General features: G+C 66.6%; 7 protein-coding genes. 4 read left to right on the top strand and 3 right to left on the bottom strand.

Annotated features, from left to right (window positions below; genetic code table 11):
* Positions 1-68: 68 nt before the first annotated feature.
* The gene (locus AC5RWD_RS16475) at positions 69-1,043 is read right to left on the bottom strand and encodes a hypothetical protein (RefSeq protein ID WP_494021039.1); all 975 of its coding nucleotides are present in this window, start codon (positions 1,041-1,043) and stop codon (positions 69-71) included.
* A 422-nt stretch (positions 1,044-1,465) separates the two neighbouring features.
* Here AC5RWD_RS16475 and AC5RWD_RS16470 point away from each other — a divergent pair, with 422 nt between their 5' ends.
* Together AC5RWD_RS16470 and AC5RWD_RS16465 are read left to right on the top strand one after the other, a co-directional pair.
* The gene (locus AC5RWD_RS16470; protein WP_494021038.1) at positions 1,466-2,338 is read left to right on the top strand and encodes a YsnF/AvaK domain-containing protein; all 873 of its coding nucleotides are present in this window, start codon (positions 1,466-1,468) and stop codon (positions 2,336-2,338) included.
* A 102-nt stretch (positions 2,339-2,440) separates the two neighbouring features.
* On the top strand, positions 2,441-3,148 hold the full coding sequence (locus AC5RWD_RS16465) for a MarR family winged helix-turn-helix transcriptional regulator (protein ID WP_494021037.1): 708 nt from the start codon (positions 2,441-2,443) through the stop codon (positions 3,146-3,148).
* 135 nt (positions 3,149-3,283) lie between these two features.
* Here the strand turns inward: AC5RWD_RS16465 and AC5RWD_RS16460 are convergent, their stop codons facing one another.
* Together AC5RWD_RS16460 and AC5RWD_RS16455 are read right to left on the bottom strand one after the other, a co-directional pair.
* Complete coding sequence (locus AC5RWD_RS16460; protein WP_494021036.1) at positions 3,284-3,493, bottom strand: hypothetical protein; 210 nt, start codon at positions 3,491-3,493, stop codon at positions 3,284-3,286.
* A gap of 88 nt (positions 3,494-3,581) precedes the next feature.
* Positions 3,582-4,706, bottom strand: coding sequence for a hypothetical protein (locus tag AC5RWD_RS16455; protein WP_494021035.1), 1,125 nt, complete (start codon positions 4,704-4,706; stop codon positions 3,582-3,584).
* Positions 4,707-4,837: 131 nt separating this feature from the next.
* On the opposite strand from AC5RWD_RS16455, the gene AC5RWD_RS16450 reads away from it, so the two are divergent.
* The gene (locus AC5RWD_RS16450) at positions 4,838-5,020 is read left to right on the top strand and encodes a hypothetical protein (RefSeq protein WP_494021034.1); all 183 of its coding nucleotides are present in this window, start codon (positions 4,838-4,840) and stop codon (positions 5,018-5,020) included.
* A 52-nt stretch (positions 5,021-5,072) separates the two neighbouring features.
* Positions 5,073-5,864: a ZIP family metal transporter gene (locus AC5RWD_RS16445; protein WP_494021033.1), complete on the top strand. Its 792-nt coding sequence runs from the start codon at positions 5,073-5,075 to the stop codon at positions 5,862-5,864.
* The last annotated feature ends 136 nt before the right edge of the window (positions 5,865-6,000 follow it).

The following is a 6,000-nucleotide window of genomic DNA, read 5'->3' as shown; positions in this document are numbered from 1 at the left end:
GTCACCGAGGGAGGTGGTGTCGGCCTTGGCGTGCGCGGCCGTCGGCGGGGTATCGGGGATCTGGCTGCTCACAGGGGACGACCCCCACCCTCGGTGTCGTCTGTATCCCGCCGCCTCGGCTCGCCGTAACCCGGCTCACCGACGGCAGGTTCGCCATAACCCGGCTCACCGACGGCAGGTACGCCGTAGGCCGGCTGGCCGGTGGCCGGTTCCCCGTATGCAGGTTCGCCGTAGGCCGGCTGGCCGGTGGCCGGTTCCCCGTATGCAGGTTCGCCGTAGGCCGGCTGCGTGTAGGTCGGTTCTCCCAGCTCGGCGCGGTCGTAGAGCGGTGCGCCAACCCCCGCGTCCAGGCCGCTGTCGGTGACCGGCGGCTGGACGGGATACGGCGGCACAGTACCAGTCGTTGATGCGTAACCGGTCGCCGTCGAGGTTTCGGGGGCGCCGGCCTGCAGGCTGCGGCCGAGGCGTCCGGCGAGCAGGCCTGCGCCTGCCGCGAGGAGCAGGAAGGCGCCGGGGCGCTGGCGGGCGAAGGACTTGACCTCGTTCAGGAGCGAGCCCGGGTCCCGGTTGTCCAGCCAGGACGCGACCGATTCAGAGCGGTCGGCGGCCTGCCGGATCAGGTCCGAGGCCACGCCCTGCTGGTCCGGAGCGTCGGCCATGGTGCGCAGCTGCGAGGAGATGGTGCGGATGCCTTCGGCGGCCTTGGTCTGCTGGGTGCCGGCCTGGCTGGTCAGGTCCGACTTCGCCTGGTGCAGCAGGTCACGGGCGCTGTTCTTCGCCTCGTAGGCGACGTTCTTCGCCTCGGTCTTGGCGGTCTCTGCGACGTTCTGGGCGGCACCTTTGGCCTCGCCGGCAACGTTCGCGGCCTCTTCCTTCGCCACGTCCTTCTTCGAGGACGCATCATCCTGGTAGCCGGGAGCGCCGTAGCCGGTGGTGCCCGCCCCAGTTGCGCCGTACCCGGTGGTGCCGGGGCCGTAACCCGCATTCTGTGTGGCCGGGGGAGTGGTGAGGTCGTCATCCTGCGGCCATTGGTTCTCAGTCATCTTCGCTCTCTCTTTCCGAAAGGGGCAGCTGCTGTACAGGAACCAGCGTTGCTGGCATGCAATGATAAGCATGTTTACTAATAAATAGTAAGCACGCTTGCCATTTTTTCCCACCCCAACTTTTGCTGTTGCCGCCTTAAGCGTCCGCGGGCGTGGGGTCTCGGCGGGTATTTGCCCGGCGACGCGAGTGTCGGCCTCAAAGAAAAAGCTAAGTAGGCTTGCCAATCTGATAGTAAGCATGCTTAGGGTATAGGTGCGAGGTCGTACCACCGGTCTCGGCCGCGACGGCGGATTGCCCGGGAGGGTGCGGTAGACGCCTTTCCCAAGGCGGCGACAGCATGCCCTAACCTGCCGTTGCGCCGTCGTCGGCCTCAGCGTGTACAGCCAAATGTGAATACGAAGTCAAACTCCAAGGAGACAGCATGCTCACCAAGGAACACATCGACGACCTGCTCAACAAGAACGGCAACGTCCTCTCCGCGGACGGACACAAGATCGGGTCCGTCGGCCAGGTGTATGCGGATGACGAGAACGGACAGCCCACGTGGGTGACGGCACGCACGGGCCTTTTCGGCACGTCGGAGTCGTTCATCCCCCTCGAAGGAGCACGGCTTGAGGGAGCCGACATTGTTGTCCCTTACAGCAAGGACCAGGTCAAGGACGCCCCGCGCGTTGACGCTGAGGGCCACCTTGACCCCTCAGAAGAGGACCGGCTCTACGAGCATTACCGGCTAAATGGCAACGTGACCTATTCCGAGGCCGGGAAGGGGTACCGCGCCGACTCCGGCCGGACGGCCGACCAGTCCGCGGCCGGCCTTACGCCCACCGAGCGTGATGCGGCGTTCGCTGCCGCCGGGAGCGGTGGAACGTACAGCGCTGCGGATGAGAGGCTCGAACGCGATACGTCCGGACCCGCGGATGACGACGCGATGACCCGTTCGGAGGAACGCCTGAATGTTGGCACCGAAAGGCAGGCTGCAGGCCGGGCTCGTCTGCGCAAATATGTGGTCACCGAAAACGTGACCCAGACCGTTCCCGTTCAGCGTGAGGAAGTGCGGCTGGAGCGCGAACCGATCACGCAAGGAAACCGGGACGAGGCGTTGCGGGGACCGGGCATCAGTGAAGCAGAACACGAGGTGGTGCTCCACGAGGAACGTCCCGTGGTGGATAAGGAAACTGTTCCCGTCGAGCGGGTCAGGCTGGACACGGAAACGGTCACGGACGAAGTGACGGTGGATGAAGAGGTCCGCAAGGAGCGCATCGAGGCCGACGGCGTAGAGGACACCCGCCGTTAACGTGCCTAACGCCGGGGCCGGATTACCGGCCCCGGCGGTCTCGGCATTTTGGGCTGGCGGTGTTGCCAGCACGGGCTCAAAGGGGAAAGAAGGTTCAAACCGATGGTCCCGAATCCTGACGCGGAGCAGTGGGGGCCTCACCAGCTGCTGTCCATGGCGGCCAGGCTTGTCCAGCGCAGGCAGGACCAGGCATTGGCTGAACTCGGTCTCACGCACGCCGCAGTCATCGCGCTGCAGGGCCTCTTGGATGGTCCGCTGAACCAGGAGCAGCTGGCCGCGGACATCAAGGTCCGCAGTCAGTCCATTGGCCGTGTGCTTTCGCGGCTTGAAAGCGCCGGCCTTGTGGTTCGTGAGTCCAGTTCGCTGGACAGGCGGCACAACCTGGTATCCATAACCGAAGCTGGCCGCCAGGCATTGGAGGCGGCACGGAAAGCCGAGCAGGATGCGCTGCCACCCGATGTAGTGGAGGGCACAGTCCTGGGCCGTGAGTTGGCGCGTGTGATCAGCTACTTTCCGGGGCGCGCAAAGGCTGGCTTGGCCAAGAACCAGGAAACGGCCGCCGTCGTCGGCGCCACTGCCACCGACGGCACTGTTGAGCCCGGCTCTCCTGAAGCCTCTGCACGCACAGAAGGCCCGGAGCGAACAGCAGGCGTGCAGGAGGCTTCGGGTGCGGACCCGTCCGCGGAACCTGACTTGGGTCCGGCGGATTCTGAAGCAGATGATGCCGGGCAGGACGCTACGCCGGTGCCCGAGGACAACGCCGGAATAGGGCAGAAGCCAACCGGCGCCGGCGACTCCAGCCCTGAGTAGGTTCATGGCCTGGGGTGAGTGTTTCCGTCATTGAGGAGGAAAGTGTCGCCGCGCCGCGCGCGGCGACACTTTCCTATTGGCTCATGCCGGTCCGGGCTCAGGTCCGGACCGTACTCCAGCTTCGCTCGGGCATCTTTAGCGCTGCTGCTGCATCGGGTCCGGCCAGTTGCCGATGAGGCCGGACATGGGGTCGGGCCAGTTCCCGATCCGGCCGCGCATGGGGTCGGGCCAATTTCCGATCCGGCCGCGCATGGGGTCGGGCCAATTTCCGATCCGGCTGCCAAGGGCTCCGGACTGCGGGCGGGACGGGCGAGGGGCGGCCGACAGCGGGGCGTGGGTAGACATGACATTTTCTCCTGACTGAACTGGTGGTCCTTGCGCAGGATTGCGCAGGCGGTCTGTTCTGCCCGGAATGCGGGCAGAGCTGACCTGTTCAGTCGGGGGAACACCCCGGGTCGAAGGCTGGGCTGGAGGGAAGGTCCTGGGCAGCGTCGAACGCCCGTGCCCCGGCGTGCAGTGGCGTCCGGTCCCAATCGCCGGCCACTTCAGCGGCCTGGGCGCCGGAGCCTGAGGAGGCGTTCCCCGGGGTTGCCTCATTCACGGCAAGGTGCTGAAGGTGGACGTCCGCGGGCCGGTGACCAATGTGGATTTTGTGCGCTGCTATTTTGTGCGCTGCGGGGCTGGCTCCTGCCAGCTCTCGCTGCCGAGGCGTGGTCATCTCCAGCTGCGCCAACGAAAGGCCCGTGCCCGCGAGCGGCAGTCCGGCGCCGGTAGCGGATGTGGCCGGGACAAATGTCCTGGCCGATGCTGCCGATAGATCATCGTCTGCGGACTTGGTTGCGCTCGCCCCCGCCCGGACCGCCGAGGGCGAAGGGGCATGAGGCCGTACAGCAGGATCCTGCGGGTTGCCTCCCGCCTCGGGACCCGGCGCTGGACGCGTGACGCCCGGTACGTGAACGTTGGGCAGTTCCGGCGCAGGGACGGAAGGGACCGGAAGCGAAGGAACCGGGACGGACGGGACCGGGACTGAAGGGACCGGCAGCGACGGAATGGCCGGCACAGCGGGCCTGACTGGAAGTTGCGGCACCGCTGAGACGATGTCCCCAGCGGCCGTCACTAGGCTGCCTGCCTTGTCGAGCACGGGTTCCGTCGCTGCGGGCGCGGTGCTGACCGCTGTTGACGCCTCATTGATCACGGTGCCGGCCGTGTGAGTCACCGTGCCCACGACAGCCGCCACGGGCCGGGTGACCGCGGCCGGGACGCTGGGGGCCGCCGGAAGGGCAGGAACGGCAGGAATCAACTTGGCCGCCGGGGCCACCTGGGATGCCGCAGAAGCCAGAGGGGCAGCTACGGCCGACTTCGCTATGGCAGTCACGGGGGCCGTGCCGAGGGGTCGCGCGGTGAGTGAACCAGGGCCAACAGTACCGGCGGTGACGCTGTCCCCGGAGGCTGCACCGGCGGCCGTTGCGCCCCAAATAATCCAGGCCAAAGCCAGGAGAACGGGCACCAGCAGGGCGCGTACAACCGCAGCTTTGAGAAAGCGCAAGCTGTTGCCCATTCGGATCACCCCCCAGCGCCATGGGAGATCAGAATATGCCCGGAGCCCGGTTCCGTCCAGAGGAAAAAGCTTTCGGGCATGAGCGGGGTGGGCGGGAACGCCCTAAAATTGGAGCAGAAGGTGCTGTAAGGATGTCTGGGTCCATCGTCGTCGTCCTTGTGCTGCTGGCCGTGACCGCCGTCGTCGCTGTTGCGGCAACGGTGCGGGCGGTCCTGCGCGACGGGCGCGGCGAAGTCCGCCCGGAACCGTCCGAGGAGCCGTGGACCGCCGGGACTCTGCCCAGCGAGCCCTACGCCGTGATCCGCTTCAAATAATCGTCGCCACGGGGCCGTTCCCGGCGGCAGCCCACATCCCTATACTGACCGTGTGGGAACGTCCCTGCTGTTCGGCGTGGTGGCTTCCAGCGCACTTGTTATAGGTGCGCTTATAGGTGTCCGCTTTGAGTTGCCCAAACGGCTGCTTGCGATCCTGCTCTCCTTCGCCGCCGGTGCACTCATCACGGCCCTGGCCTTCGAGCTGTTCGAGGACGCGTACCAGCGCGGCGGAATAGTCCGGGCCGCCCTCGGCCTGCTGGCCGGCGCGGTGGTGTTCACAGCCCTGAGCGCGTTGCTGGACCGGTGGGCGCAGCCAAAGGCCAAAGCGGTGCCGGCGGATGAATTCCGCGGCAGTGCCAAGCTGGACACCGATGCTGCTGCGGCGGAAAAGGCGCCAACACCCGAATCAACCCGCGGCGCGGCGGGAATGGCGCTGCTGGCGGCTGTAACCCTTGACGGCGTGCCGGAGAACGTCGCCTTGGGGGTTTCCCTGGGGGAGGGGACGGGGGGTCTGGCGCTACTGGCCGCCATCTTCGTCTCCAACTTTCCTGAGGCGCTGGTCGGCGCTGCGTCCATGCGCAGCCAGGGCCGTCCGCCCGGTGCGGTCCTGGGGCTGTGGACCATCTGCGCTGTGCTGCTCGTGGCCGCCGTTGTCCTCGGCGCAGGGCCGTTGTCCGGGACTGACCCGAAGACCATCTCCTTGCCGCTGGCCTTCGCCGCCGGAGCCGTCATTGCCTCCCTTGCGGACACCCTGATGCCCGAAGCCTACGAACATGGCGGGCCGGCCGTCGCGCTCAGCACCGCGGCCGGGTTCGTCCTTTCCTTCGTGTTGTCTCTCGCCTGAGCCTGCCAAATGAGCCTGAGCCTGCAAACTAAGTTGGTGCAGCCGCCCACGCCTTGCGTGGCCGCCTGCACCAACCGGTAGTACGAATACTCAGATTAGATATCTATTCATTCGCGGCTCCTAGTTCCCGGCGTTC

The sequence above is a fragment of the Arthrobacter sp. CMU6 genome (genome assembly GCF_059090205.1).
Note: the sequence above shows the minus strand (reverse complement) of the source record. Positions and strands in the feature narration are given on the sequence as shown.

What these genes read in the sequence shown, in the direction of transcription:
- AC5RWD_RS16475 (WP_494021039.1), bottom strand. Translation starts at nt 1,043, where the DNA reads ATGACTGAGAACCAATGGCCGCAGGATGACGACCTCACCACTCCCCCG.
- AC5RWD_RS16465 (WP_494021037.1), top strand. Translation starts at nt 2,441, where the DNA reads ATGGTCCCGAATCCTGACGCGGAGCAGTGGGGGCCTCACCAGCTGCTG.
- AC5RWD_RS16470 (WP_494021038.1), top strand. Translation starts at nt 1,466, where the DNA reads ATGCTCACCAAGGAACACATCGACGACCTGCTCAACAAGAACGGCAAC.
- AC5RWD_RS16450 (WP_494021034.1), top strand. Translation starts at nt 4,838, where the DNA reads ATGTCTGGGTCCATCGTCGTCGTCCTTGTGCTGCTGGCCGTGACCGCC.
- AC5RWD_RS16460 (WP_494021036.1), bottom strand. Translation starts at nt 3,493, where the DNA reads ATGTCTACCCACGCCCCGCTGTCGGCCGCCCCTCGCCCGTCCCGCCCG.
- AC5RWD_RS16455 (WP_494021035.1), bottom strand. Translation starts at nt 4,706, where the DNA reads ATGGGCAACAGCTTGCGCTTTCTCAAAGCTGCGGTTGTACGCGCCCTG.